Source organism: Conexibacter sp. DBS9H8 (assembly GCF_023330685.1).
Taxonomy (GTDB): domain Bacteria; phylum Actinomycetota; class Thermoleophilia; order Solirubrobacterales; family Solirubrobacteraceae; genus Palsa-465.
Genome location: NZ_CP097128.1, coordinates 3,506,090 through 3,530,577, shown reverse-complemented (window position 1 = coordinate 3,530,577; position 24,488 = coordinate 3,506,090). Strand labels below are relative to the sequence as shown.

Annotated in this window: 21 protein-coding genes; 20 read left to right on the top strand and 1 reads right to left on the bottom strand. The window is 66.4% G+C overall.

Annotation, left to right across the window (positions count from 1 at the left end; translation table 11 throughout):
* The first annotated feature begins 18 nt into the window (after positions 1 to 18).
* From M3M55_RS16915 to M3M55_RS16860, 12 genes are all read left to right on the top strand, one after another.
* Positions 19 to 2,058 carry a hydantoinase/oxoprolinase family protein gene (locus M3M55_RS16915; protein ID WP_249010679.1) on the top strand — a complete coding sequence of 680 codons (2,040 nt, stop codon included), beginning with the start codon at positions 19 to 21 and terminating at the stop codon, positions 2,056 to 2,058.
* Positions 2,055 to 3,833, top strand: coding sequence for a hydantoinase B/oxoprolinase family protein (locus M3M55_RS16910; RefSeq protein ID WP_249010678.1), 1,779 nt, complete (start codon positions 2,055 to 2,057; stop codon positions 3,831 to 3,833). Before M3M55_RS16915 ends, M3M55_RS16910 begins: the two co-directional genes overlap by 4 nt.
* Before the next feature lie 20 nt (positions 3,834 to 3,853).
* Positions 3,854 to 5,053 carry an acyl-CoA dehydrogenase family protein gene (locus M3M55_RS16905; protein WP_371878714.1) on the top strand — a complete coding sequence of 400 codons (1,200 nt, stop codon included), beginning with the start codon at positions 3,854 to 3,856 and terminating at the stop codon, positions 5,051 to 5,053.
* A gap of 6 nt (positions 5,054 to 5,059) precedes the next feature.
* Entirely contained in the window at positions 5,060 to 5,833 is a 774-nt protein-coding gene (locus tag M3M55_RS16900) for an enoyl-CoA hydratase/isomerase family protein (RefSeq protein ID WP_256469026.1), read from the top strand.
* Position 5,834: 1 nt separating this feature from the next.
* Entirely contained in the window at positions 5,835 to 7,085 is a 1,251-nt protein-coding gene (locus M3M55_RS16895; RefSeq protein ID WP_249010675.1) for a CaiB/BaiF CoA-transferase family protein, read from the top strand.
* A complete protein-coding gene (locus M3M55_RS16890; RefSeq protein WP_249010674.1) occupies positions 7,085 to 8,221 on the top strand; it encodes a thiolase family protein in 1,137 nt (378 codons plus the stop codon). The genes M3M55_RS16895 and M3M55_RS16890 overlap by 1 nt, the downstream gene beginning before the upstream one ends.
* A complete protein-coding gene (locus M3M55_RS17435; RefSeq protein WP_256469025.1) occupies positions 8,218 to 8,631 on the top strand; it encodes a Zn-ribbon domain-containing OB-fold protein in 414 nt (137 codons plus the stop codon). Before M3M55_RS16890 ends, M3M55_RS17435 begins: the two co-directional genes overlap by 4 nt.
* A complete protein-coding gene (locus tag M3M55_RS16880; protein ID WP_249010672.1) occupies positions 8,628 to 9,386 on the top strand; it encodes an SDR family NAD(P)-dependent oxidoreductase in 759 nt (252 codons plus the stop codon). Before M3M55_RS17435 ends, M3M55_RS16880 begins: the two co-directional genes overlap by 4 nt.
* Positions 9,383 to 10,990, top strand: coding sequence for a class I adenylate-forming enzyme family protein (locus M3M55_RS16875; RefSeq protein WP_249010671.1), 1,608 nt, complete (start codon positions 9,383 to 9,385; stop codon positions 10,988 to 10,990). The genes M3M55_RS16880 and M3M55_RS16875 overlap by 4 nt, the downstream gene beginning before the upstream one ends.
* Positions 10,991 to 11,415: 425 nt before the next feature.
* Positions 11,416 to 12,321 (top strand): substrate-binding domain-containing protein, encoded by a 906-nt coding sequence (locus M3M55_RS16870; RefSeq protein ID WP_249010670.1) that lies wholly within the window; start codon positions 11,416 to 11,418, stop codon positions 12,319 to 12,321.
* A 184-nt stretch (positions 12,322 to 12,505) separates the two neighbouring features.
* On the top strand, positions 12,506 to 13,783 hold the full coding sequence (locus M3M55_RS16865) for a cytochrome P450 (RefSeq protein WP_249010669.1): 1,278 nt from the start codon (positions 12,506 to 12,508) through the stop codon (positions 13,781 to 13,783).
* A 129-nt stretch (positions 13,784 to 13,912) separates the two neighbouring features.
* Positions 13,913 to 14,680: an SDR family NAD(P)-dependent oxidoreductase gene (locus M3M55_RS16860; RefSeq protein ID WP_249010668.1), complete on the top strand. Its 768-nt coding sequence runs from the start codon at positions 13,913 to 13,915 to the stop codon at positions 14,678 to 14,680.
* Positions 14,681 to 14,708: 28 nt separating this feature from the next.
* Here M3M55_RS16860 and M3M55_RS16855 read toward each other — a convergent pair whose 3' ends face one another.
* Entirely contained in the window at positions 14,709 to 14,990 is a 282-nt protein-coding gene (locus M3M55_RS16855; protein WP_249010667.1) for a hypothetical protein, read from the bottom strand.
* Between M3M55_RS16855 and M3M55_RS17715 the strand changes: the two genes are divergently transcribed.
* The 8 genes from M3M55_RS17715 (at position 14,886) to M3M55_RS16820 (ending at position 24,479) form a co-directional block, all read left to right on the top strand.
* Complete coding sequence (locus tag M3M55_RS17715) at positions 14,886 to 15,107, top strand: helix-turn-helix domain-containing protein (RefSeq protein WP_371878780.1); 222 nt, start codon at positions 14,886 to 14,888, stop codon at positions 15,105 to 15,107. The two genes, M3M55_RS16855 and M3M55_RS17715, sit on opposite strands and share 105 nt — an antisense overlap.
* Positions 15,049 to 15,897, top strand: a complete 849-nt coding sequence (locus M3M55_RS16850; RefSeq protein WP_371878779.1) for an IS630 family transposase — start codon at positions 15,049 to 15,051, stop codon at positions 15,895 to 15,897. The genes M3M55_RS17715 and M3M55_RS16850 overlap by 59 nt, the downstream gene beginning before the upstream one ends.
* 123 nt (positions 15,898 to 16,020) lie before the next feature.
* Complete coding sequence (locus M3M55_RS16845) at positions 16,021 to 17,400, top strand: NAD(P)/FAD-dependent oxidoreductase (RefSeq protein WP_256469024.1); 1,380 nt, start codon at positions 16,021 to 16,023, stop codon at positions 17,398 to 17,400.
* Positions 17,401 to 17,577: 177 nt separating this feature from the next.
* Entirely contained in the window at positions 17,578 to 19,218 is a 1,641-nt protein-coding gene (locus M3M55_RS16840; protein ID WP_249010664.1) for a sugar ABC transporter ATP-binding protein, read from the top strand.
* A 223-nt stretch (positions 19,219 to 19,441) separates the two neighbouring features.
* Entirely contained in the window at positions 19,442 to 20,560 is a 1,119-nt protein-coding gene (locus M3M55_RS16835; RefSeq protein ID WP_249010663.1) for an ABC transporter permease, read from the top strand.
* 22 nt (positions 20,561 to 20,582) lie between these two features.
* On the top strand, positions 20,583 to 21,887 hold the full coding sequence (locus tag M3M55_RS16830) for an acyclic terpene utilization AtuA family protein (protein ID WP_256469023.1): 1,305 nt from the start codon (positions 20,583 to 20,585) through the stop codon (positions 21,885 to 21,887).
* Positions 21,884 to 23,239, top strand: coding sequence for an LLM class flavin-dependent oxidoreductase (locus M3M55_RS16825; RefSeq protein WP_249010661.1), 1,356 nt, complete (start codon positions 21,884 to 21,886; stop codon positions 23,237 to 23,239). Before M3M55_RS16830 ends, M3M55_RS16825 begins: the two co-directional genes overlap by 4 nt.
* A 10-nt stretch (positions 23,240 to 23,249) precedes the next feature.
* Positions 23,250 to 24,479, top strand: coding sequence for an acyl-CoA dehydrogenase family protein (locus tag M3M55_RS16820; protein ID WP_249010660.1), 1,230 nt, complete (start codon positions 23,250 to 23,252; stop codon positions 24,477 to 24,479).
* The last annotated feature ends 9 nt before the right edge of the window (positions 24,480 to 24,488 follow it).

Here is a 24,488-nt window from a genome sequence, read left to right as displayed (position 1 = left end):
CGCCGTAGGTTGGCCTGCATGAGCACGCTCGTAGGAGTTGACGTCGGTGGCACATTCACCGACCTGTTCCAGCCCGGCGTCAACGGTGGGCCGCCGCTGGTGGTCAAGGTGCCGTCGCGCCCAGATGACCCGTCCTTGGCCGTCATGGATGCGCTGGTTGCGGCGGGCGTCGACCCGACCCAGCTGATCCAGTTCCTGCACGGGACGACTATTGCCACGAACGCGCTGATCGAGCGCCGCGGAGCTCGCTGCGCGTTACTGACTACGCGGGGTTTTCGTGACGTCCTCGAACTAGGGCGTCGTGACCGGCCGCATATCTACGGCCTCAGCGGCAAGCATCAACCGCTCGTGCCGCGCGACCGGCGCTGGGAGATCACCGAGCGGATCGACTATCGGGGAAAGGTTCTCATCCCGCTTGACGAGGACGGGGTATGCGAGCTCGCCGCGGCGCTGCTGGAGGAGGATGTTGCGACGGTCATCGTGTCCTACCTCCACTCCTACGTAAACGCCGCTCATGAGGATCGGACGCGCGAGCTGCTGGTGGACGTCAACCCGGACTGGCACGTCGTCACCTCAAGCTCGGTGCTTCGTGAATACTACGAGTTCGAGCGAACCAGCACCGCGGTGATCCAGGGCTATCTACAGCCGCTGGTCACCAACTACGCCGCCAACCTCGTGGCGCGCCTGCAAGAGTGGGGCTTTGCCCAGGACGCTTTGATCATGCAGTCCAACGGCGGTCTCATCCCGGCGACCCGCGCCGGCGAGCGGGCCGGGCACATGCTTCGCTCCGGCCCGGCCGCAGGGGTGATCGCCGCCGCGCAGATCGCCCAGAGGGCGGGCTTTGACCGCGTCATCACTGGTGACATGGGCGGAACCAGCTTCGACGTCGCGATCTCACTCGACGGACGCCCCTCCGAGGCTGAGACGACACTGCTCGATTTTCGCCTGCCGGTCCGCGTCCCGATGCTCGACGTTCGGACGATCGGGGCGGGCGGCGGTTCGATCGCGTCTGTCGATCTCGGCGGAATCCTCACCGTCGGACCGCGCAGCGCCGGCTCCTATCCGGGCCCGATCGCCTTCGGGCGAGGCGGGACCGAGCCGACGGTAACCGACGCCAACGTCGTGCTCGGGCGCATCAACCCGGACCGTTCCATCGGCGCCGAGGGCCAGAAGCTCGACATCGATGGTGCGCGCCGGGCGTTTGCCAAGCTCGGAGAGCAGTTGGGACTGGACGCCGAGAGCGCGGCGCGCGCGGTGCTCACCGTCGTCAACACGCGGATGGCCGGGGAGATTCGGCTGATCACCGTCGAGCAGGGCCACGACCCGCGTGACTTCGCCTTTGTTGCCTTCGGCGGCGGGGGACCCCTGCACGGGGCCGCATTGATGCGCGAGATGCAGCTCGGGTCGATGCTGGTCCCGCCGTCCCCCGGGGTGCTGTGTGCCATGGGCTGCGTGGTGGCCGACGTCCGCCATGACCTGTCGCGGACGGTCGAGCGGACGCTGCCGCGGCCGGGGGCCGGTGCTGAGGGGCGTCTCGACGTCAGCGAGCTGACGGCGATGTTCGCCGCGCAACGCACGGAGGGTGAGCACCAACTGGCCCTCGATAATCTCGACTTCGCCTCCGTCGAGGTTCAGCACTTCGCCGACATGGCCTACACCGGCCAGATCCACCGGCTGCGGGTGCACGTCTCCGGAGACGCGGATGCCGAGAGCCTCCGGGAGGCGTTCATCGCCAAATACCGGACGGAGTACGGAACCGAGCTTGGCGACTTGGACGTAGTGATCGTCAACGCACGGACGGTGGTCACCGGCCGCCGGGACACCGACTCGGCGCTGCCTCCGGCGGGCGGCGGTGAGGTGCCTGAGCCGCTCGGCAGCCGTCGCGTCTGCTTTGAGGAGTGGATCGAGACCCCGGTCTACAGCCGCGCGGACCTGCGGCCGGGGTGTCAGCTGGACGGACCGCTCGTGATTGACCAGCCCGATACCACGGTGATCATCGAGCCCGACATGCACGTTCGCGTCGACGACGCGTCCAACCTGATTGTGAGCCAACCATGATTGATCCCATCACGCTGTCGGTCGTTCGCAGCGGTCTCGAGCAGATCTGCAATGAGATGGATCAGCACCTGATCCGGTCGTCGATGTCACCGATCATCTCCGAGACCAACGACTGCGCTCACGGCATCTACGACCCCCGCAACGGCGAGACGATCGCCCAAGGGGCGGTCGGGCTACCGGTCTTCCTTGCGAATATGCAGTTCGCGGTCCAGTCCGTGCTGGCTGAGGCCAACGCCTCCGGCGGCTTCCGCCCCGGGGAGGTCTGGATCCTCAACGAGGTCTACCGCGGCGGGACGCACCTGAACGACGTCAACCTCGTCGCGCCTGTGTTCGTCGACGGCGAGTTGTTCGCACTCATCGCGAGCACCGGGCACTGGATGGACATCGGCGGCAACGCGCCGGGCGGCTGGAACCCGGAGGCCACCGAGATCCACCAAGAGGGCATTGTCATCCCGCCTGTGCGCCTTTGGGAGGACGGAAAGCGCAACGACGCGCTTGTGGCCATGATCATCGCCAACGTCCGGTTGCCGCGCGACATGCTCGGGGACCTGGTCGCCATGAGCAGCGCGGTGCAGATGGGCGAGCGCCGGCTGAGGGAACTGGTCGACCGCTATAGCCAGGCGACGCTCGGCGAATGTCTCGTCGAGCTCGTCGAGCGCTCCGAGCGCCAGATGCGGGCGCACATAGCTGAGATCCCCGACGGGGTCTACGCCTACTCGGACACGATAGACAACGATGGCGTCGTCGACGAACCGTTGCGCATCGCGGTCGAGGTCACCGTTGCCGGTGACTCGATGTCGATCGACTTCTCCGGCACGTCGGCTGCCGCGCGAGGCCCCCTCAACCTGGCGGCGAACTCGACGATCTCAACCTGTTACGTGGCCCTCAAGCACATCTACCCGGACGTCCCCATCAACGGCGGGACCTTCCGGCCCGCGACGGTGCACGTGCCCGCCGGCACGGTCACCGCGGCGGAGTACCCGCGGCCGGTCAGCGGCTACCTGGAGGTGGCCAACCGGGTCTTCGACGTCATGCTCGGTGCGCTCGCTCAGGCGATCCCCGAGCTGGTGCCGGCCGCACCGTTCGGCACCATCGGAGTGGTCACCGTCGGTGGCGTGCACCCGGAGACGGGCCGCTACTACGTCGGTGTCTTCCCGTATCCGGGTGGCTATGGCGCGACCGGTAGCGGTGACGGGCTCGTCAACGGCACGCCGCCGATCTCGATGGCCAACTTCGTGGCTCTCGAGGCCTCCGAGCATAGGTATCCGCTGATGTTCGAATACTTCGCGTTGCGCGAGAACTCCGGTGGCGCCGGGCATTTTCGCGGTGGCGACGGTACGACCTACAAGATCGTGCCCCGGGCTCCCCTGGTCATATCGGTGATGGGGGACCGCCATGACAGTGTGCCCTTTGGGCTCAACGGCGGCGGTCCGGCCTTGGCCAACGAGCTCACGCTCGAGCTGCACGGCGAGGAGTGGATCCCGGCCATGCGGACCAAGCTCGCCAAACAGGAGATCGGCCCCGGCGATTCCCTGACCGCCTCATCACCAGGGGGCGGTGGGCATGGCGATCCCCTGACCCGGCCGCTCGAGCTGGTGGAGCAGGATCTGAACTTCGGCTACATCACCGCCGAGAGTGCCGAAGAGCAATTTGGCGTCGCCATCGCCCAACGCTGGAGCGTCGGGGGACATGACCGCTTCCGGCTCGATCCCGAGCGCAGCGAGCAGCTACGTGCGGCGCGCGGGGCGACCGCGCTGACCGCGGGCACCCACTAGACGGTTACAAGGAGAGCGCAATGCCTACCACTCATCCCGTGAAGTCCCCGGCCGAGACCGGCGCCTGGGAGCTGCCCAAAGACCTCAAGCTGCTGCGCAAGACCGTGGCTGACTTCGTTCGCAAGGAGATCCTCCCGGAGGAGGCCAAGCTCGACTCTGAGGCGTACTCTCTGCCGCTCGAGGCGCTTGCCCGCGTTCAGGCGATCGCCCGGGACGCCGGCATCTGGTGTGTTGCATCCCCAGAGGAGTACGGCGGCGCCGGGCTCAGCCTTCTGGCCCAGGTGGTCGTGGCCGAGGAGGCCGCCCAGTGCCGGATGGGCGCCTACGTGCCCGCGGCGGCGGCCTTTGGCTGGGACCCGCCGAACATCATCTTCGAGGCGTCGGAGGAGATGATCCAGCGCTACGCCGTGCCGACGATCGAGGCGGGCAGCAAGACCTTCGTCGCGATCTCCGAGCCCAGTGGTGGTGCCGACCCGGGTCGTGCCATCCGGACCACGGCGGTGCGTGACGGCGACTCCTACGTCATCAACGGCTCGAAGACCTGGATCACCGGTGCGGACAAGGCCAACTGGGGCATCGTATTCGCGCGCACCGGCGGGCCCGGGCGCACGGGCGTCAGCGCCTTCATCGTCGAGAACCCCACGCCAGGCTTGAGCATGCAGCCGATCCCGGTCATCCGCCCGCTCTCCCCGAACCAGCTGTTCTTCGACAACGTCAGGGTGCCGGCCGAGAACCGTATCGGTGAGGAGGGCCAGGGCTTTGCCGTCGCCGAGAGCTGGCTCGTTCACGAACGCGTCCCCTACGCGGCCGGCACGATCGGAGTCGGGACGGCTGCCCTGAAGATGGCGATCGATTACGCCAAGGACCGTGACACCTTCGGCAAGAAGCTGGCGACCCGCCAGGCCATCCAGTGGATGATCGCCGACTCCGAGATCGAACTCCGGGCCGCTCGGATGCTCACGTACGCGGCCGCCTGGAAAGCCGACCTTGGCCAGGACTTCAAGATGGACGCCTCCATCGCCAAGGTGTATGCGACCGAGACGGCGGGCCGGGTGGTCGATCGCTGTATCCAGATCTTCGGGGGCATGGGGGTGGCCAAGGAGATGCCGTTTGAGCGTTGGTATCGGGAAATGCGCATCAAGCGGATCGGGGAGGGTCCCTCCGAGGTGCACCGACTCGTCGTCGCGCGCAACCTGCTGGGCGCTGCCGCGCGGGACTGAGCGCCGATGCCGATCGACATTGAGATCGCGGAGGGCGTGGCGACGATCACGATCAACCGGCCCGAGCGAATGAACGCGATGGACGCGGACGCCTACGCGGCGCTCAGTGCGGCATGGGTCCAGGTTCGCGATGACACGGCTATCCGGGCTGCGGTGATCACGGGGGCCGGCGACCGCGCGTTCACCACGGGTGCCGACATCAAGAGCTTCCTCACCGATCCGGCGGACCTGTCGGACTTTTGGATGACCCAACGCGAGCAGCTGCTCAACCGCGGGCTGGAGGTGTTCAAGCCGATCATCGCGGCGATCAACGGCTACTGCCTAGGCGGCGGAATGACGCTGCTGCTCGCCACCGATATCCGCATCGCCGCCGAGCATGCATCCTTCGGCCTCAGCGAGGTCAAACGTGGGGTCATTCCCGGTAACGGCGGAACCCAGCGCGTGCTTGCCCAGCTTCCCTATGCCGTGGCGATGGAGGTGCTGCTGACCGGCGACCGCTTCGACGCGGCGACGGCTGCGCGCTGGGGGCTTGTCAACCAGGTGGTGCCGATGGACCGGTTGCTGGACACGGCAAGGGAGTACGCCACGCGGATCGCAGCCAACGCGCCGCTGGCGGTGCAGGCCGCCAAGGAGCTGGCCCTGCGTTCGCGTGACATGGATCTCGTCAGCGGCTTGCGTCTCGAGCAGACGATGAACCGGCTTCTGCAGTTCTCCGAGGACGCCAGAGAGGGTCCGGCCGCCTTTGCCGAGAAGCGAACCCCGAACTTTCTGGGACGCTGAGATGAGCCCGGCTCCCCTGGACCCGCCTGTCGCCTTGACGCCCGATGGCGCGCACGCCGCGTCCCGCCAGCCTCTCGAGGGCGTGATCGTGCTGGATCTGGGCCAGATCTACAACGCTCCGTACGCCACCTTCCTGATGGCGATGGCCGGTGCCGACGTGATCAAGGTCGAACCGCGCACCGGGGAGAACCTGCGCGGGCGTACTCAGGCCAGCGGAGCGGGCGCGCCCTTTGCGATGCTCAACTCCAACAAGCGGGCGATCACCCTTGACCTGCGCAGTGACCGCGGACGCGAGATCGTCCTCGAGCTGGCTGATCGTGCCGACGTGTTCGTCGAGAATTTCCGGCCCGGCGTCACCGATCGTCTGGGCATCGGCGCCGAGGTCGTCCAGGCCCGCAACCCGCGCCTGATCTATGCCTCTGGCTCCGGCTTTGGCAAGACTGGTCCCTATCGGGACTTTGCGGCGATGGACCTGACCGTCCAGGCGATCGCAGGGATCATGAGCGTCACCGGCTATCCGGACCGGCCACCGGTGAAGGCCGGTCCCGCGCTCTGTGATTTCTTCGGTGGCGTTCATCTCTACGGTGCCATCACCACGGCCCTGTATGAGCGCGAGCGCACCGGTGTCGGACGGGCGATCGAAGTGTCGATGTTTGAGTCCGTCTACCCGTCGCTGATGTCGAGCCTCGGGCTGTACTTCGGCTCGGGCGGGGAGGCGCCCACACGGACCGGCAACCGTCACGCCGGCTTGGCCGAGGCTCCCTACAACGTGTATCCCACCAGCGATGGGTACGTCGCGATCATCGGTGTCTCAGACCAGCACTGGCGTTCGCTCGCCGAGGTCATGGGACGCGAAGACCTGGCTGATGCACCGGGTTGGGGAACCCGTCGCGAGCGGGTTGCCCGCATGGACGACGTTGACGACGTCGTCTCAGATTTCACCGCCCGTTACGCCCGGGACGAGCTGCTGGAACTGCTGCGCGGAGCGCGGGTCCCCTGTGCCCCGGTGCGTGACATCGGCGAGGTGGTGACGGACGAGCACCTTCATGAGCGGGGAATGCTTCAGGAGTTCGATCATCCCGACCTGGGCCCCATCACGCTGCCGCACAGTCCGTTGCGCTACGAGGGCGTCGAGCCGATACCGCTGAAACCGAGCCCGCGCCTGGGTGAGCACAACGCGGAAATCCTGCGCGACATGCTTGGCTTCGGCGACGAGCAGATCGACGAGTTGATCGCCCAGGAGGTCCTCTGATGGCCCATTCGATGCGCGGCGCGGCGGTGATCGCCGGGATTGGACAGACCGCCCACGGCAAGCTCCCTGGGCGCACGCCGCTCTCGATGACCGTTGAGGCGGTCCGTAGCGCTCTCAGGGACGCGGGCGTTGAGAAGGACGCCGTGGATGGGGTGTTCTGCAAGTACCCAACGTCGACGTTCGCGTCGATGTATGGCCAGCAGGTCGCCGAGGCGCTTGGAATGCGTCCCAGGGTCGGTGGGGTCTGGGATCAGGGCGGGGCCACGAACATCTCGATGATCTCCTTTGCCGCGATGTGCATCGAGAACGGCCAGTGTGAGGTTGCCATCGTCACCACCGCCGACAATCCGCGGACCGGTACGCGACAGGCCTACGAGCGGGCGTGGGGCGACGATGCAGCGTACGGCTGGTTCAGCACACCCGCCGGTTACGCGATGATCGCACAGCGCCACATGGCCCAGTACGGGACGACGAGCGAGCAGCTGGGCGCGATTGCGGTGGCCTGCGCCCGGCATGGGGCCGCCAATCCTCTCGCCGCGAAGCGAACCCCGCTGACACTTCAGGACCATCAGGCGTCGGAATGGGTCGTCGAACCCCTACGCCGCGCGGACTGCTGTCTCATCTCCGACGGCGGCGCCGCCGTCGTGGTGATGAGTGCCCGGCGCGCCGCCGAGCTTGGGGTGGCTGACCCGGTCCCGATCCTCGGCTTCGGACAGGGCCAGGAGTCCTGGGAGGTCGCGTTGCGACCAGACCTGACGACCACCGCCGCGTCCGCGTCGGCGCAGACAGCCTTCACGATGGCGGGCGTCACGCCCTCTGACATCAGGGTCGCTCAGCTCTATGACTGCTTCACGATCACCCCGCTGATGATTCTCGAGGACTACGGGTTCTGCAAGAAGGGTCAGGGTGGTGCCTTTGTGGAGAACGGCAACATCGAAGTCGGCGGGCAACTGCCGATCAACACCAGCGGCGGACTGCTCGCAGAGACCGGAATGCCCGGCATGCAGCTAGTGATCGAAGGCGTCCGCCAGGTCCGCGGAACCTCAACTTCACAGGTGCCCGGGGACGGGCCCTGTGTGGTGGCCAACCAGGGAGGCGTGATGCATACCCACTCAACGCTCGTTCTCGGCCGATGATCGGAACGAACAGCCAGATCGACCTCCCCGAGCCTTCGCCGGACCTCACCCGGTTCCGAAACCGCCTCAGTGCGGGACGCCTGAGCTTCCAGCGGTGCGACGAGTGCCACGACGCGTGGCTCCCTCCACGCGATCACTGCCCGCACTGCCTGTCCCCCGCCTTCACGTGGGAGGACGCCTCAGGGCGCGCCCGCGTGGTGTCTTGGGTGGTCTACCACCGCGCTTTTCATCCCGCGTTTGCCGACCGCGTGCCCTACAACGTGACGGTCGTCGAACTGGCGGAGGGGCCGCGGCTGATCTCCAACGTCGTCGGCATCAGCGCCGCCGATGGGCTGGCGATCGACACACCCCTGGCTCTGGCCGTGGAGACGGAGGGCGACGTGCCCGTGGCGCGGTTTCGCCTGTCATGATCAGGAGCGCCCTTGTCACCGGAGCAGGCAGCGGCATCGGACGGGCGATCGCCTTACGGCTCGCCGCAGACGGTGCCAACGTTTTCTGTGCCGGTCGTACGGTCGCCGCCTTGGAGGAGACCGTGGAAGCGATCACCGCCGGAGGCGGTCTCGCCAGCGTTCTGCGCCTGGACCTGCGTGACGCCGCGGCAGTCGCTGAGTTGCCCAAGCGCTGCGGGCACATCGACGCACTGGTCGCCAACAGCGGCATCGCCGGGCCCCGGGCTCCCGTCTGGGAAATCGACCCGGACGAATGGGAGGCGACCCTCCGGGTCAACCTCACCGGCGGATTCCTGCTGGCCCGAGCCATCCTCCCGGACATGCTCGAGCGCGGCTCGGGAAGTGTCGTGTTCGTGGGTTCGACTACCGCCACCCGTCCGATGCCCGGACGGGCCGCCTACGCTGCGTCCAAGAGCGGTCTCGTCGGCCTCGTCAGGTCTACTGCGCTGGACGCGGGTCCTTTCGGCGTCAGGGTCAACCTTGTCACCCCCGGGCCGGTGGCCGGTGACCGCCTTGACGCGGTCCTCAACGGTCAGGCCGTGGCCCGGGGCTCGACCCCGGAGCGCGTCCGATCGGAGTTCCTGGCCCAGTCGCCTCTGCGCCGCCTCACCGAGTCAGAGGACATCGCCAACGCGGTGGCCTACCTCGCGGGGGAAGCCTCCAAGGGCATCACGGGCGCCGAGCTCGTCGTCTCCTCCGGGGTGGTGATGGGATGAGCGCCATCGCGGAACTCCCCCTCGAGATGTTCGATGCCGCCGTACGTCGTCTTCACAACGCCCCGCTGTTGTACTCCTTTGAGACGCCGATCGGCGCCCGGGAATGTTCTGAGCTCGTGGACGGTCTCGCTGCCGGCCTCGCGGAGCTGGGAATCGGCGCCGGTGACCGCGTCGGCCTCTTCCTCCAGAACGATCCCCAGTTCGTGATCGCGACCCTCGCCGTCTGGCGGCTGGGCGCCATCACCGTCCCGGCCAACCCGATGTTGCGCGAACGCGAACTGTCCCATCACATGCACGACGCCGGCGCTAAGGCGCTCATCGTCCTCGATGAACTGTGGCGCGATGTGGCCGCCACCGCCGTCGACCAGACCGACATCACCGTTGTTGTCACCACCAACGCCTATGACCTGTGCGCCGAGCGTGCGGCGCGGGCAGCCGAGCCGTTCGTCAGCGAGCGGACCACGCACGACCTGCTCACTCTCGCCCGGTCCCCGCGCGATGGTTGGACGCCCCCACCGGCTCCCGGGCCCGGCGATACCGCAGTCCTCACCTACACCTCGGGCACCACCGGGCCGCCCAAGGGGGCGATGAGCACGCACGCCAACGTCGCCTTTGGCTCTGAGACCTATCGCAGCGCGTTTCGCATCAGCGACGACGACGTCATTCTCGGGATCGCACCGCTCTATCACGTCACCGGACTGATCGGTCACATCGGTCTCGCGCTCGCCGCGGGAATCCCGATCATCCTGGCCCACCGCTTTGATGCGGCCGCGTCGATCCGCCTTGCGCAACATCACGGAGCGACGGTCTGCATCGCGGCAATCACGGCGTACATGGCACTCGCCGCCCAGCCGGACGTCACACCTGACTCACTGGCCAAGCTCACGCGCGCCTTCAGCGGCGGAGCCCCGATCCCGCCCGCGGTCGTGGACGACCTGGATCGCCGCCTCGGCGTCCGGATTCGCCCGGTGTACGGGTTGACCGAGACCACTGGACCGACCCACATCTGCCCGCTTGATGACTCCCCCCCAACCAACCGCGAGACCGGGGCGCTGGCGGTCGGTAAGACCGTGCCGAAGACGACCACCCGCATCCTGGATGGCGACGGGCGCCCGCTGAAGCCCGGTGAGACTGGGGAGATCGCCATCAAGGGCCCCCAGGTGGTGGCCGGCTACTGGCGTCAGCCCGAGGAAACCGCACGCGCGATCCCCGGCGGCGAGCTGCATACCGGTGACATCGGCGTGCTCGACGCCGATGGCTGGCTCTACGTCGTGGATCGCAGCAAGGACATGATCGTCGCCTCCGGTTTCAAGGTCTGGCCGCGGGAGGTGGAGGATGTCCTCTATGAGCATCCGGCTGTCCGCGAGGCCGCCGTAATCGGCGCGCCGGACAAGTACCGAGGTGAGACGGTGTGGGCCTATGTGAGTCTCAAAGCGGGAATGTGCGTCGAGGAACCCGAGCTGATCGCCCACTGCAAAGCGCGTTTGGCCGCGTACAAATACCCAAGGGTCGTCCACGTGCTCGACGAGCTGCCCAAGACGACGAACGGGAAGATCCTCCGGCGCGAACTCCGGGCTCTGGCCACCCAACGGGAGACGATCTGACCCCCGGGGGGATGCGTTGTGCCGACCTACAGATAACCAAAAGAACATACCTGAGAAGCCGGGCGCCGTTTGGGAGCTTAAGAACCAGCTGTACGCCTGGAACGTTCGCAGAAGTCGTTTCCATCTGGTCCAACATTGAGGAGAGGTCTGTGGTTTATCGAAGGTTTGTGAGAGGTCGTGTGCTGCTGGTCGCTGCACTGGCTCTTGTCTGCGCGGCTGTGGCCGCCGGCTGTGGCTCGTCGTCGACCTCAACGAGCAGCAATGGAGGCTCAACGTCAACGTCATCGTCCCCGTCAGCTTCGGGGTCGAATGCCAAGGCGGTCGCCGCCGCGACGGCTGCAGTCAAGGCACTTGAAGTACGACCGACGAGTCTGGTCGTGGCACCCCTGGCCAAGAGGCCAACCCCGGGGCGGACGGTTGACTTCGTGGCTTGCGGCCTCCCGGTCTGCCTCAGCTTCGGCGCGGCGGTTCAGTCCGCAGCAGCGGCAGTGGGGTGGCACTACAAGCTCGTCAACGCCGGCCTGACCCCGATCACCATTTCGGCGGCGTTTGACCAGGCGGTTCGTGACAAGCCGGCCGGTGTCATTGCCGCCGGCGGGTTTCCGCCGAGCCTGTACGCTCGTCAGTTGAGCGAGCTGAAAGCGGAAAACATTCCCGTGGTTGCGACATCGATTGCCACCACACAGCCCGGCATCCCCTGGGTTGCCATCGGCGGCGCCTGGGAGGCTCAGGCCGGAACGGATATGGGGGACTACATCCTCAGCACGTCAGGAGGCAAGAATGCAAATGTCGTCATCGCGACGACTCCGTCGACACCTGTGTACTCGTCCCTTCACGCCGCCCTGGCGAAGGTAATCAACTCCTCGGCCTGTTCGGGTTGTTCGGTCTCGACTTTCTCCTTCCCCGAAACCGAGATCGGCACGACTCTCCCGGGGGACATCGTCTCCTACCTCCGCTCGCACCCGAACGTCAACTACGTGGCCGCGGACTTCGCCAACGAGTTGGACGGTCTTCCCGCCCAGCTGAAGAACGCCGGACTCGCGGGCAAGGTGAAGCTCATCACCACCGATACCGGCGCCACTGAATCGACGTACATCAAGGAGGGAGAGGAGGCGGCCGCGATCGACGTCCCCTGGCCGGAGGCGTTGTGGAACGCCTTTGATGTGATTCTCCGAGTCAACTCGGGGCAGCCGGTCGCGCCAGCGGCCAACATCACCCTGCCCGCCATGATCCTGACCCAGTCCGACATTCCAGCGGTTGCCACCCAAGGCATCTTCCCGCTCGTGTCCGACTACCAGTCGGTGTTCAAGAAGGCGTGGCATGTCGGCTGACCCGCTCGCGGGTGCGACGCTCAGCGAATAGGTCATGAGGATGGCCCGTGCCCGACAACGAACCGTTAGTCGCTTCAACTGTCCAACGGCCGTCGTTGTCGGCGCGGGCCACGCCCGGGATGCCGTCGAGGTGAGCGTCGGCTGTCAGCCCGACGAGAGAGGGGGTTGATGGATGGCATATCCAATGGAAGCGATCTTGGCGTCGATGGACACCCTGACCTCGTACGCCGAGATCCAGGCGATCCTCCGTGACCGTCGATTTCTCTCCAGCGGCGGTCGTCCGCTGACCGCTCCGTTGTTCTTGCGCCACACGCTGGTGGTGACCGACGGGCCGGAGCACCTCGATCGCCGGCGCTTGTATATGCCGTTCTCTCGGCCGGACTACATCGCCACTCTCGAACAGGAGGTCGCGGAGTCGTTTCTGTCAGAGGCATTCCGGCGCGCGATCGTCGGAGAGCGTGACGGTGGGGTCTTGCTCGATATTACGCGCTATGCGACGGTGGTCACTGTGCGTCTTGCCGCCCGGGTCATCGGCCTGGATATCGAAGACGACGACGCGCTAGGCGCGCTGTCCAACCTCAGCGAACCGCTGGGCCAAGCGACGATCCTGGAATACGTTGAAGGGGATCTCGATGCGGCGATCGCCGCCGGAGAAGCGGACATCGCGAACTACTGGAATAACTACGCAGGTCCGGCCTGGGAGCGACGCAGCACGCTGGTCCGCGCCGCCGGCGGCGACGAGGCACGGTGCGCCGATCTGCCCGTCGATCTTCTGACGCTGCTAGCCCGGAAGTACGCCGGACGCGGCGGCCTCGCGGATGAGCTGGCTCTGCGTGACGCCTTCCAGTTTTTCGCTGCCATTACGCGCAACCTGCCGACACAGGTGGCAAACGTGTTTGTCGACCTCTGGGATTGGCTTGAGCACCATCCGGAAGACACCCTGCGGATCCACGACGACGCATTCCTCCGGGACGCCATCGTCGAGACAATGCGGCTGCACATTAACAGCTCGCCGGTCCTCATCCGCCAGGCCGCTGAGGACGTCACTGTCGTCGTGGCTGGACGGCCATTGCAGTTCCGCCAAGGCGACAAGGTTGCTCTGTCGCTCGTCGACGCCAATCGAGACGAGGCCGTCTTCGGTGCGGACGCCGATCGGTATGACCCACATCGGCCTCGCAGAGTCGATACGGCCAAGCGGTCCTATGGCGCGGCGTTCGGGGACGGAGCTCACACCTGCCCAGGGAAACAGCTCGTTCTCGGGGCCGCCGCCTCGCTGCCGACCCAGGGCGTGGAGCTGATGATGGTTCGGGATCTCATTGCTCATCAGGTCAGCCCTCATCCCGGAACGGGCCCGGTACGGGCCGCGCACGGCGCGGCACACTTTCTCGAGTTCATCGTTTTCGCTCAGCACACACAATCATTGGGGCTAGCCACCTCCCCGGTCGTCACACGGCAACCGTGAGGAGGATCGACCCAGCCACGGGGGTGAGCTTCCGGACATGGTCGAGATTCCCGCAGACTTCAGCGCAGGCACGGGATTCTCCACCGGGGTGTTCCGAGGTGTACACCACGACGAATGAGGGTTGAGACAGTGGCGAGCGACAGTGAACTTAACGGCCGGGTCGCATTCATCACCGGTGCGGGCTCTGGAATCGGAGAGGCCTGCGCGCTGGGCCTTGCCCAGCGCGGAGCGGTCGTGGCCGTGACCGATGTCTCTGAGTCAGCGGCCAAAGCGGTCGCGGCTCGCATCACTGACACCGGCGGGCGTGCGACGTCGTGGCCGATCGACGTCACTGACTGCGAGAGTGTCGAGATCGGCTTCGCGCAGATCGAAGAGGAACTCGGCCCAGTGAAGATCGCCGTCAACAACGCGGGCATCGCGCTGCCGTTCCGGGTACTGGCTGACGTGCCCGACGAAGACTGGGCGAGACTGATGTCCGTCAACCTCGCCGGCGTCTTCCACTGCCTACGAGCGGAGTGTAGGTCGATGCGAGACCATGGGGGCGGTGCGATCGTCAACATCTCGTCGGTGCTGGGTCGCATTGCCCGGTTGGGATCGGCGCCCTACGCCGCTGCGAAGCATGCGGTGATCGGGCTCACGCTGGGGGCCGCCGTCGACCATGGGGAGGACAACATCCGCGTCAACGCGGTCGGCCCCGGATTTATCGGGACGTCACTACTGCTGGGGCGACACTCCGCGGAGAGGCTGCAGGCCCTCGGCGATCACGCACCCTTGAAACGGCTCGGTCAGCCCCAGGAGGTGGCCGCGCTCGTTTCATGGCTGGTGAGCGACGCGGCTTCGTTCACCACCGGCGCCTACTACCCGGTCGACGGCGGGTATTTGGCTCTGGGGAGCTAGTAGACGTGGCCGGAAGTATTGGGCGGAATTATGTGAAGGAGTCCGGCCGCGCGGGTTGAATTCTGAGGTGATGGCCCGGCGGCCCCGTCACCAGATCGAACTCAGCGACGTAGAGCGTCGCGAGCTTGAGCGTGTCGCACGGGCGGAGAAGCTTCCGTTTCAGGATGTGCAGCGAGCACGGATCGTGTTGCACGCCGCTAACGGACTGGCGGACACCGAGATCGCTGCGCGGCTGGACACCACAGCCGGGCTGGTCGGCCGGTGGCGGCGAAGATTTGCCGAACATCGCCTTGAGGGTCTGGTTGATCAACCGCGGCCGGGTCGGCCGCGGCGTTTTCCCCCCGGAGCAGGTCGCCGAGGTCAAGGCGATCGCCTGTCAGCTGCCGATCGAGCACGGTCTGCCGCTGGGGCGCTTCTCCCGCGCTGAGCTGCACCGTCTCGTCATCGAGCGCGGCGTGACGGACGCGTCGGCGACCACGATCTGGCGGTGGCTGTCTGAGGACGCCATCAAACCGTGGCAGACCCGATCCTGGCTGTTTGTTCGCGACAAGAACTTCGCCGAGAAAGCTCACCGCGTTCTCGATCTCTACGCCCGCGTCTTTGACGGCAAACGCTTGTGCCCGGATGAGCTGGTGATCAGCGCCGATGAGAAGTCCCAGCTCCAAGCGCTCCATCGCCGGCACCCAAGCCTCGCGCCGGGACCGGGGCGTGCGTTGCGACGCGAGTTCGATTACCGACGTGGCGGCACCCTGGCTTATCTCGCCGCCTGGGACGTCCACCACGCCCGGATCTACGGACGCTGTGAAGAGAAGACCGGGATCGAACCGTTCGGCCGTCTCGTGGAACAGGTGATGAGTCAAGAGCCCTACACCTCCGCACGTCGCGTGTTCTGGATCGTGGACCACGGCTCCAGCCACAACGGACAAGCCAGCATCGACCGCCTCCAAAGCCAGTGGCCGAACCTGCGGCTGATCCATCTCCCGATCCACGCCTCGTGGCTGAACCAGATCGAGATCTACTTCTCGATCCTCCAACGCAAAGCACTGACCCCCAACGACTTCACCGACCTCAGCGCCCTCCAGGCCCGCATCACCACCTTCGAGGAGCACTACCGCCAGATCGCACGCCCGTTTGACTGGACCTTCACCCGGGCTGACCTCGACCGCATCCTGGCCAAGATCAGCCAACACAAACCCGGGCTCGTACTCGCCGCCTAATGACCAGAACGAACGGCCACGTCTACCAGTGGACGTACAAGTTGTAAGAACCGCTGGAGAATGGTTTCATGAGCCAGGCGCTAGACCTTGACAGGGCCGGAGCGGCGGGCCTACGGTCATCGCATGGGTTCGAATCAACGAAGGGCGGCGGTTGTGGGTGCCGGCGCCGGCGGCCTGTGCGCGGCCAAGCACCTGCTCGCGAGCGGAGTCGATGTCGTCGTTTTTGAGATTGGATCACGGGTCGGAGGCCTGTGGGTCTACAACAACGACAACGGGCGCAGCGTTGCCTATGGCTCGTTACGGATCAATTCAGAGGCCAAGATCACCAGCTACCCGGACTTTCCCTTTCCGCCGGGAGCGTCGCTGTATCCCGGTCATCGTGAGGTCGCCGCCTACCTCGAGTCCTACGCGCGGCACTTCGGCGTTTATGAGCGGATTCGCTTCCGCACGTCGGTCACCGCCGTTTCGCCCCGGGTCGGGGGAGGGTGGACGGTCGTGACGGCGGCTGGCGTCGAGGACTTTGATGCTGTCGTCATCGCCAGCGGCCACCAGGCGGCCCCGGCTCATCCGCCCTTCGCCCCGGACTTCGCCGGGGAGTATCACCACTCCTTCACCTACCGCGAACCCGCAACCTTCGCCGGGAAGCGCGTGCTTGTGGTCGGCGTCGGCAACAGCGGCCTAGACATCGCCGCCGACCTCTGCACCGTCACGGAACGGTGTCTGGTGGCGGTGCGTTCCCCGGTTCTGATCATGCCGCGGATGTTGTTCGGGGTGCCGGCGTCACGCCTGTTGGCCAAGCTGAACAAGCCCTGGGTTCCCTGGCCCGTGCAGCGGACATGGATGCGGACGCTGGCGTGGATCGCGCACGGCCGCATGGAGCAGTGGGGGATGCGTGCACCGCGGACGCGGACCCATCCCGCTGGGCACCCAACCTTCATGGCCCACGTCTTCTATGACCGGATCGGGATCAGGCCGGGAATCCGCTCGATCCACGGCAAGACCGTCACGTTCGAGGATGGGCGCACCGACGAGGTCGACGTCCTGATTGCCGCGACGGGGTATGAGATCGACCTGCCGTTTCTGGAGCCTGACGTGTCGCCCGTCGTCGGCCGGCGCGTGGAGGCGTACAAGCGTGTCATTCACCCCAACCGACCCGGGCTCTACTTCGTGGGCTTCTTCAACGTCAGCGGCGGCGCGAACATTCGCATGATGGACGTGCAGTCGCGCTGGGTGGCGGCGATCGTCAGCGGGCGGGCCGGAGTTCCCAGTCCGGCCGAGATGCGCCAGGACATCGAGGAGGAGAAGCGCTTGATCGCCGAGCGTTATCCGTCCGCTGAGCGGTACGGGCTGGAGCTCGACCCGTCCCGTTATCCGAGGGACGTCAACAACGAACTCCGGCGCCCACCGGGGTCCCGTGAACCGTCGGTCGAGCCTGTGCCTGGCCACAGGGAAGCCGGGTTCCTCAGCGGAGCTCCCGACGGGACGCTCGGTTTCGGCTTGTAGCGACCTACAGTGGACGACCTCCGCAAACCTGAAAGTTCGCGTGCGGACTGCGACATTAGTCACACATCGTGCCGCCACAGCGTTCGCCCGAGACCGTTTGCCCCCAGCAGGCAGGCCCCGGGTTGGCAGGCGGCGTGAAGGGCCTCGGCGTGTTCCTCGAGACAAGGTTGATCCTCAATGGCTGATCCCACCGCCACAACCACGACATCGGCCGCAACATCCGCAGTGGACAGCGGAATCATCATCGACCACGTAACGATGGCCTTCGCTGGCCGCAACGTCCTCCATGACGTGAGCATGACCTTCCCGGCCGCGACCGTCACCGGCCTCATCGGCCACAACGGCTCAGGCAAGTCCACGCTCGTGCGGATCATCGCCGGCTACCACAAGCCTGTTTGGGGATCGGCCTGGCTGGGGGGCGAGCGGGTTGACTCCCCCGTCACCGCCGCCCGTCTTGGCCTGCGCTTCGTCCACCAAGACCTCGGTCTCATTCCGGAGTTCACCCCGGTAGAGAACTTCGGGATCGGCGGGACCTACTCCCAGACCAGGGTCGGGAGCGTCGACTGGAAGGAGCAGCGTCGCCGGATGGAGGACGTCTATGACCTGCTCGATTGCCCGGTGCCGCCGAATAAGCCGATCTCGAAACTGGCTGCCGTCGAGCGGAGCCTGATCGCCATCGCCCGGGCGGTGCGCGCGCGTCCGGGCGACGCCAGCTCAGAAGATGCAGCCCGTTTCATCGTGCTCGACGAGCCGACCACCACGCTCGAGGCCGCTGAGGCCGAGCAGCTGTTCCGGGTCGTCAACACGATGGTCGGTGCTGGCATCGGCGCCCTGTTCATCTCCCATCACCTCAAGGATGTCCTCAACCTGTGCTCGGGCGTTCACGTCCTCCGTGACGGATACCACATCGGCACCTTTGATTGCCAGACGGCGACCCGGTCGATGCTCGTCGAGGCGATGCTCGGCGCCGAGACCGCCGCGGCCGAGCGCGAGTCCGCCAAGGTGGTCGAGCGCCGCCACCACAGCGCGTCAGCGGCGCCGGTCGTCGACGTTAAGAATCTGACCTCGATCTCGCTGCACGGTGTCGACCTTACCCTCCACAAGGGTGAATGCGTTGCTGTTGTTGGGCTCGCCGGATCGGGCCGCGAGGAGATCACCTATGCCTTGGCGGGTGCGATCCCGATCGGCTTTGACTCGATGATGGTGGGGGGCAGCCCGGTATCCAAGATCTCTCCGAAGGTCGCACGCCAACACAGAGTGGCGTTGGCGCCGGGCAACCGTTTGCCCGGGACGCTGATCAACGACTTCTCCCTCCGAGAGAATTTGACGCTCGTCTCACTTGAGGAGCTCAGCGGTAGAGGAAGCTTCATCAACAAGCAGCGTGAACGGGCTAAGGCCCGAGAGTGGATCAGGCGCTTTGACATCAAGCCCGACGACACCGACTACGGCTCCCGCTACCTCAGCGGCGGCAACAAACAGAAGCTGATCATCGCCAAATGGCTGTCGATCGGCCCTCAAGCGATGCTCATCGACGAGCCGATCGCCGGTGTCGACGTTGGCGCGGTGGCGATGCTGTTCGACACCCTGCGCACCTATGTAGCCGAGGGTGGCTCTCTGCTGTTCTCGACATCCGAGCTGGATGATGCGCTGGCGCTTGCCGACCGGGTGATCGTGTTGAACGAAGGACGCGTCATCCGTGAGCTGATCCGCGGAACCGACGAGATCACCGAGACTTCTCTGCTGCTGGCAATGGTCGAGGGCTCCCCCGCCACCGATTCGACGGTGGTGCCCAGCTCCAATACCGTCACCGCCGGGTAATGCCTGCGCCGATAACACAAAATGGGACTGGCCTCAAGAAAGCTTGCTGGACTCTGTCGCCGTTATGTTCAGTTGGAGCTGAACCAGTAATGACAAACCAGTTGCACCAGTCACCACCGGCAATAGGCTCGCCCACAGTAGTCTGGTTGATCCAAGATCGGGCCGCGGTGGGAGCGAAGCTCGTTGCGTCTCGCTGTTCTCACGCCGAGAAAGGTAAAGTGCTGTGAAACTTCCAAATCAACTCAAATCCAAGCTCAGCGTGCGTGTCATTGGCGCGATCTACGTGTGGATCGCCCTGATCGTGTTGTTTGCGATTCTCCAGCCGGCAACCTTCTTCAATTACGGCACCGTCAAGCAGGTGCTCAACGAATACGCGGTGACCGGACTTGTCGCGCTAGGTCTCATTCTGCCCTTGGCGGCGGGCCTGTATGACCTGTCAGTCGGCGCCATCGCTGGACTGTCGGGGATCGGCTCTGCCTGGTTTCTCGCTCACGTCAGCGCGAACCCGTTTCTCGCTCTGCTCGCCGGGCTTGTCGCCGCCCTGCTGGCCGGCGGAGTGAACATCATCGTCGTCATCGGGATGAAGGTCGATTCCTTCATCGGCACCCTCGCTACCGGCTCCATCATCACCGCAGTGGTGACCGCGATTGCCGGGGACAACGTCATCACCCAGAACGTCAACGGCTCGTTCCAGGTTGACTTCGGCATCAAGAGCGTGCTGGGTATGACCCTGCCCGTCGGTCTGATGCTGGTGGGAATGCTTCTGCTCGCCTACCTGATGGAGAAGACGGCCGTCGGCCGGCGGCTCTACGCAACCGGATATGAGACCGAGGTTGCGCGCCTCGGCGGTGTCAACGTCGACCGCCTGCGCATGGCGACCCTGCTCGGCTCCTCGCTGTTCGCGGGCCTCGCCGGCGTGTGTGAGGCCGCCTCCCTCGGCGCGGGCGACCCCACTGTGGGGCCGGCCTACCTGCTGCCTGCCTTCGCCGCCGCCTTTCTCGGCGCAACACAGTTCCGCGGCGGACGCTTCAACCCGTGGGGCACCGTGGTTGCAGTGCTGCTGCTCGGCACCGGTGACGTCGGCCTGCTCATCGTCGGCGCGCCGGCCTGGACCCCGAGCATCTTCGAGGGACTGCTGCTGATCACCGCGGTCTCGCTCACCCACGCCCATGGCCTCAACCCGCTGCGCTCGCTGCGCAACCGGTTCGGCAACCGGCAGGCTTCGGCCGACGTCACGCCCTCGGCTGGAGGTGCACAGATGGTCGATGAGGTGCCCCAGGCGGCGACGCCCACACTAATGGTGAACGAGCCCACAGCGAAACCATCGGGCGGTCAGGCATGAGGCCGGCGGGCCGGCCTCAGCGATGACTGTCGTCGCCTGCGGTGCGGGATTCGCGGGAGATCGCATCGATCCCGCGGTGGCGCTGGCGGAATCAGGCCTCGTCGATTGCCTGTCGCTGGAGTGCCTGGCCGAGCGCACGATCGTCAACGGCCTCCAACTCCGGGCCGTGAACCCAGAGCTGGGGTACGACCGCCGCCTCCGTCGGCGCCTGACGCCACTGCTCCCCGCGGTGGCCGACGGCTGCAAGCTGGTGAGCAACCTTGGCGCGGCCAATCCCGCTGGGGCTGCCCGCGCGATCGCCGAGCTCGCCCGCGAGCTCGGCTTGCGCCCTCTCAAGGTGGCAGCGGTACTCGGCGATGACGTCGCCGCGATCGCCGATGACGTCATCTGGAGCCGACCCGCCGGAGGAACGTGGCTGGGAGCCCACGCATACATCGGCCTGGAGTCAATCGCCAAGGCTCTGGCCGAGGGAGCCGACGTCGTGATCACTGGGCGGGCCGCCGACGCTGCACTGTTCGCCGGCCCCGCCTATGCCGACCTGGACGGCAGCCCCGACGCGCTGGCCGGTGCGCTGGCGGTGGGACACCTGCTCGAGTGCTCGGGCCAGGTGACCGGCGGCAACTTCGAAGCCCCCGGCGAGCCGCCGCCGACCGCTGCGGAGTTCGCCGAGCTGGGTTTCCCGATTGCCAGCGTGTCATCGGACGGCAGTGCGGAGATCTCCAAGCTGCCGGGGACCGGTGGTCGCATTGACCGCATGACCTGCACTCTCCAGCTGCTCTATGAGGTCCACGATCCGGCCCGCTACCTGACCCCTGACGCAATCGTCGACTTCTCAGGGGTCAGCTTCGACCAGATCGGACGCGACCGCGTGCGCGTGAGCGGCGCACGGCACCTGGGTGTCCCGGACAGCCTCAAGGTGTCTGGCTTCAGCATCCAGCCCGGTGCGGTGGCGGACGTGGAGATCGGATTCGCCGGCACCGGGGCACTACGGCGCGCCCGCATCGCCGCCGAGACCCTGAGCCTGCGCATGGAGCGCCTCGGGATCTCCCGCTTCGGGGTCGATATTGTCGGCCAGGACTCCCTGCTCGGCGGTTCCTCCCGCCTGATCCGGCACCCGCCGCCGGAGGCACGCGCCCACGTCTCGGCCGTGTGTGACTCAGACGAGATGGCGCTCGCCGTCGAGGACGAAGTGTTCGCGCTGACCCTGAGCGGGCCGTCTTCGGGCGGTGGCATGCGATCAGAGCGCCGTCCGAGGATTGAGGTGGTCGACGGCCTGATCGACCGCGACCGCGTGCGGACCGAGGTCGTCTGGGGGCAGGCGGCATGAGGGTCGGAGACATCGCCATCGGCCGGGCGGGGGACAAGGGTCCGACGCTCGACCTCTCCGTCGTCGCTCGTGACGCCGTCGCCTATGAGCTGATCGCCCGGGAGCTCACGGACACCGCGGTCATGCGGGCCCTCGGCGCCTCCGCTGTGACGCGCTATGAGCTGCCGGGCTTGTGGGCGCTGAAGTTCGTTGTGCCCGGAATTCTCGGTGAGGGGATCTACTCCTCAATGAAGGCCGGCATGCACTGGCAGAAGACGGCGATCTCGGCCCTGCTCGACGTCGAGCTGCCCCGGCGGAACCCGGGCATCCCGCTGGTCTGCGTGCGCCCGCCCGGCTGGACAGCCCCTCACAGCGGCGGCCTGTTCGCTGGCATCCGCAATTGGGCCCGCCGGGCGGAGGAACTGGGCTTTGACGGCCTGTTCCTCGGCGACCGGATGCTCGCCTCGGCCCGTGGGTCCGAGCATTCGACGAGCATCGTGTATGGCGCGTCGATGCTCGAGGTCACCACGACGCTTGCCGCTCTGGCGGGCGATACCGAGCGTCTGCTCCTCGGTCCGCTTGTGTTGGTCCTGCCCTACCGCCATCCGATCCAGATGGCCAAGACCCTGTCGACCCTTGACGTGATCTCTGACGGCCGGCTGATCCTCGGCGCGGGCCTGGGTTGGAACGACGCCGAGTTCGCGGCTCTGGAACTGCCGCGCAGCGAACGCGGGCGGCGCTTCGAGGAGTCGCTGTCCCTGTGTCGTGCTCTGTGGCGGGGCGAGTGCGTCAGCCACGCGGGCACCTGGGCCTTCGATGACGTTGCTCTGTCGCCCCTGCCGGTGCAGCCGGGCGGGCCGCCGGTGTGGATGGCCTCCTTTTCACCAGGCAGCAAGCTCGACTGGTCCGGTGATGTGCCCGAATCAGCACGGCGGCCGTTGGATCGGATCGGGCGCCTCGCTGACGGCTACGTGCCGCTTGTCTACTCGGCGTCAGGCAAGCGACGGCTCGAACCGGTCGTGCTCGGCCGCGCCTGGGAGCGCGTGCTCGAGGCTGCGCACGCCGCCGGACGCGGGCGCAGGGACATCGACTTCGTCTACTCCGACTGGGTCTACGTGATCGAGGATGCCGCCGATGAGGCCAACTGCCGCGCGGCGCTCGACGGTTTCTTCGACGGCAGCTGGGAGGAGGCCCAGGCGACCTATCTCATCGGCAGCGCCGAGGATGTTGCCGCCAGGATTGCCGAGCAGGCCGCCCACATCGATCGGATCGATGCTTATGTCCTGACCCCCCTGGGGCCGGACGCTGGCCAGCTCGACGGGCTGGCAGAAGTGCGAACCCGGCTGGGAAGCCAGCCGGTCCCGACGACCTGAGGAGCCACGAATGGACTTTGAACTGAGCAACCGAGCCCAGGAGCTCCGGGACAAGCTGACCGCCTTCATGGAGGAATGGGTCTATCCCGCCGAGTCGGTCTACCACGCGCAGCTGGCGGCTTCGGGCGATCCTCACTTCGAGCCGCCGGTCATGAACGACCTCAAGGCGGCCGCGCGTCAACGCGATCTCTGGAACTTGTTCCTGCCGGAGAAGAGCGAGTGGGGTGGAGGGCTGAGCAACCTCGACTACGCGCCGGTCGCCGAGGTGACCGGCCGTAGCCCGATTGCGCCCGAGGTGTTCAACTGCAACTCACCGGACTCTGGCAACATGGAGATCCTCAGCCGCTTCGGCAGCGATGAGCAGAAACGGCGGTGGCTCGCTCCGTTGATGGCTGGCGAGATTCGCTCCGTGTTTGCGATGACCGAGCCTGCCGTGGCCAGCTCCGATGCCACTAACGTTGAGTGCCGCATCGACGCCGACGGTGACGACTACGTCATCAACGGGCGCAAGTGGTGGATTTCCGGCGCCGCCCGGGCTTCCGCCAAGGTGGCGATCGTGATGGGCAAGACCGACTTGGAGGCACCCACCCACCGGCAGCAGAGCATGATCCTCGTCCCGATGGACACTCCGGGTGTGACGGTCGCCCGCGACCTCCTCGTGTTCGGCTACAACGACCAGGAGGGCCACTGCGAGATGGTCTTCACCGACGTCCGCGTGCCGCGCGAGAGCTTGTTGGGGGAGGAGGGGTCCGGCTTCGCGATCGCTCAGTCGCGCCTGGGGCCGGGCCGCATTCACCACTGTATGCGCTCGATCGGTGCGGCCGAGCGGGCACTAGAGCTGATGTGCCGCCGTGCTCATGCCCGCTCGGCATTCGGGGGCCCGTTGGCTGAAAAGGGCGTGATTCGAGAGTGGATCGCCGACAGCCGGATCGAGATCGATCAGGCGCGCCTGCTGACCCTTCACGCTGCCTGGCTGATGGATCGCTATGACAATCGCGTGGCGCGGGGGCAGATCGCGGCGATCAAGATCGCTGTGCCGGCCATGGCCTGCCGGGTGGTCGACCGCGCGATTCAGTTGCACGGCGGCGGGGGTCTGAGTCAGGACTTCCCCCTCGCGGGGATGTACGCCTGGCAGCGCGCGCTCAGGATCCTCGACGGACCAGATGAGGTACACCGCCACATGCTCGGCCGTCTGGAGCTTGGTAAGTACGCCCCGCCGCGCGAACAGCCGGTGCGCTGAGGCACAGCG

Excerpts from the sequence above, each read along its gene's own strand:
- M3M55_RS16915 (WP_249010679.1), top strand. The coding sequence starts at position 19 with ATGAGCACGCTCGTAGGAGTTGACGTCGGTGGCACATTCACCGACCTG.
- M3M55_RS16910 (WP_249010678.1), top strand. The coding sequence starts at position 2,055 with ATGATTGATCCCATCACGCTGTCGGTCGTTCGCAGCGGTCTCGAGCAG.
- M3M55_RS16905 (WP_371878714.1), top strand. The coding sequence starts at position 3,854 with ATGCCTACCACTCATCCCGTGAAGTCCCCGGCCGAGACCGGCGCCTGG.
- M3M55_RS16900 (WP_256469026.1), top strand. The coding sequence starts at position 5,060 with ATGCCGATCGACATTGAGATCGCGGAGGGCGTGGCGACGATCACGATC.
- M3M55_RS16895 (WP_249010675.1), top strand. The coding sequence starts at position 5,835 with ATGAGCCCGGCTCCCCTGGACCCGCCTGTCGCCTTGACGCCCGATGGC.
- M3M55_RS16890 (WP_249010674.1), top strand. The coding sequence starts at position 7,085 with ATGGCCCATTCGATGCGCGGCGCGGCGGTGATCGCCGGGATTGGACAG.
- M3M55_RS17435 (WP_256469025.1), top strand. The coding sequence starts at position 8,218 with ATGATCGGAACGAACAGCCAGATCGACCTCCCCGAGCCTTCGCCGGAC.
- M3M55_RS16880 (WP_249010672.1), top strand. The coding sequence starts at position 8,628 with ATGATCAGGAGCGCCCTTGTCACCGGAGCAGGCAGCGGCATCGGACGG.
- M3M55_RS16875 (WP_249010671.1), top strand. The coding sequence starts at position 9,383 with ATGAGCGCCATCGCGGAACTCCCCCTCGAGATGTTCGATGCCGCCGTA.
- M3M55_RS16865 (WP_249010669.1), top strand. The coding sequence starts at position 12,506 with ATGGAAGCGATCTTGGCGTCGATGGACACCCTGACCTCGTACGCCGAG.
- M3M55_RS16845 (WP_256469024.1), top strand. The coding sequence starts at position 16,021 with ATGGGTTCGAATCAACGAAGGGCGGCGGTTGTGGGTGCCGGCGCCGGC.
- M3M55_RS16840 (WP_249010664.1), top strand. The coding sequence starts at position 17,578 with ATGGCTGATCCCACCGCCACAACCACGACATCGGCCGCAACATCCGCA.
- M3M55_RS16830 (WP_256469023.1), top strand. The coding sequence starts at position 20,583 with ATGACTGTCGTCGCCTGCGGTGCGGGATTCGCGGGAGATCGCATCGAT.
- M3M55_RS16825 (WP_249010661.1), top strand. The coding sequence starts at position 21,884 with ATGAGGGTCGGAGACATCGCCATCGGCCGGGCGGGGGACAAGGGTCCG.
- M3M55_RS16820 (WP_249010660.1), top strand. The coding sequence starts at position 23,250 with ATGGACTTTGAACTGAGCAACCGAGCCCAGGAGCTCCGGGACAAGCTG.